This window comes from Christensenella sp. (assembly GCF_034927525.1).
Lineage (GTDB): Bacteria > Bacillota > Clostridia > Christensenellales > Christensenellaceae > Christensenella.
In genome coordinates this window covers 1-1,643 of record NZ_JAYFPU010000265.1, presented here as the reverse complement: position 1 = coordinate 1,643, position 1,643 = coordinate 1, and the positions used below count along the sequence as shown (strand labels likewise).

Below are 1,643 nucleotides of genomic sequence, written 5' to 3'. Positions count from 1 at the left end.
TGCAGGAGGAACAAACTAGATATAATCAATCTCGAAGAAATAATCAGAGCTGCCCGTCAATGACGGACAGCTCTGGTGGTCAATGGGATGCCGCTCTAATTCATCATTTCAAGTTTTAAGTCCTGCGGACGTATCCAGCCGGCACGACGCAAAAGAGTGGCGACAGCGAGCGTGATGACGGCGGGAAGGATAAAGTGTACGAGGGCAATTTCAAAAATGAGCATGGGAGCGGGCGTTGTGGCGCTCATGGCTGCCCACGCGCCAAACTGTCCGACCAGGCCGGAGGTACCCATCCCTGCGCCTGTGGGGGTATTCGTCATTTGGAACACCATCGTGGAGATGGGTCCGACGACTGCCGAGGCGACGATGGGCGGTATCCATATCTGCGGGCGGCGCAATATGTTCGGCACCTGCAGCATAGACGTGCCGAGGCCTTGCGCCAAAAAGCCGCCCCAGCCGTTCTCTTTGAAGCTCATGACCGCAAAGCCGATCATGTTGGCACAGCAGCCGGCGACAGCCGCGCCTGCGGCGATGCCGCTGATGCCCATCATGATGCACAGGGCGGCGGAGCTGATGGGCAGCGTCAGTACCATGCCCACAATGACCGAAACGATGATGCCCATCGGTAGCGGTGCAAGCACGGTGGCTGAGTTTACAAAATCTCCTAACCATGTCATGAAAGTGTTGAGCGGCGGGCCGACAAGAAGCCCGACGAAGCAGCCGGAAAGAATGGTGACGATGGGGGATACGATGATATCTACCGGCGTTTTCCCCGCAACGAGCCGACCGATCTCCGCGCCCACGAGCGCGGCGACATAAGCGCCGACAGGTCCGCCCATCGCATAACCGAACGCGCCGGTCGCGGCGGACGAGAAAATGACCAGGGGCTTGTTTTTGAGGCCGTAGGCAATCGCAACGCCGATGGCTGCGCCCACGACAGGGGATTTTGCGCTCAGTACTTCCGTAAACTGGGAGAGCACAGACAGGCCGGGGATGGTGGCGATCTGGGAAATGATGAGGCCGATGATAAGGCTGGAAAAAAGACCCAGCGCCATCGCACCCATGCCGTCGATGAACCAGCGTTTGGCGTACTTTTTGATGGTCATAGAAGCTGTGTTTGATTGATTTTCTGACATAAAAAAACGTCCTCCTAAAAAGTAAATACTTGGGATGCGCCTTGGCGCAAGACTCATATTTGCTACTTTTCAAGCGGTACGTATACCGGACATCCGCGGTTTTCGCGAACTTCTTAAAAACGGCGTGGCTTAAACTACACGCAATAACAGATAGCGTGTTTATTATACTGAATCATGGAGGTTTTTTCAAGAGGATTTATTTTTCGACGTTTTTTCGGGAACAGGCAACAGAACAGTGAATGTCGTGCCTTTGCCTTCTTCGCTTTTAACGGAGACGCTGCCGCCGCTTGATTCGACGATCTGCCTGACGATGGAAAGCCCGAGGCCGTTCCCTTCCCCGGAATGGGACGCATCGCCCTGATAAAATTTTTCGAAAATACGCGGCAATGCGTCCGCCGCGATGCCCACGCCCGTATCGGCGATTTCTGCGCGCACTTGCGTTTTTTCCTTTTTGAGCCGCACGCTGAGCGTACCTTGCCGGTGCGAGAATTTGATGGCGTTTGTAAG

Annotated in this window: 2 protein-coding genes; both read right to left on the bottom strand. The window is 54.9% G+C overall.

Annotated features, from left to right (window positions below; translation table 11 throughout):
* Nucleotides 1–95 precede the first annotated feature (95 nt).
* Nucleotides 96–1,136 carry a PTS transporter subunit IIC gene (locus VB081_RS10810; protein ID WP_323400823.1) on the bottom strand — a complete coding sequence of 347 codons (1,041 nt, stop codon included), beginning with the start codon at nt 1,134–1,136 and terminating at the stop codon, nt 96–98.
* A 186-nt stretch (nt 1,137–1,322) separates the two neighbouring features.
* Nucleotides 1,323–1,643: sensor histidine kinase (locus VB081_RS10805; RefSeq protein WP_323400822.1), on the bottom strand; the 321-nt coding region annotated here is incomplete at its 5' end.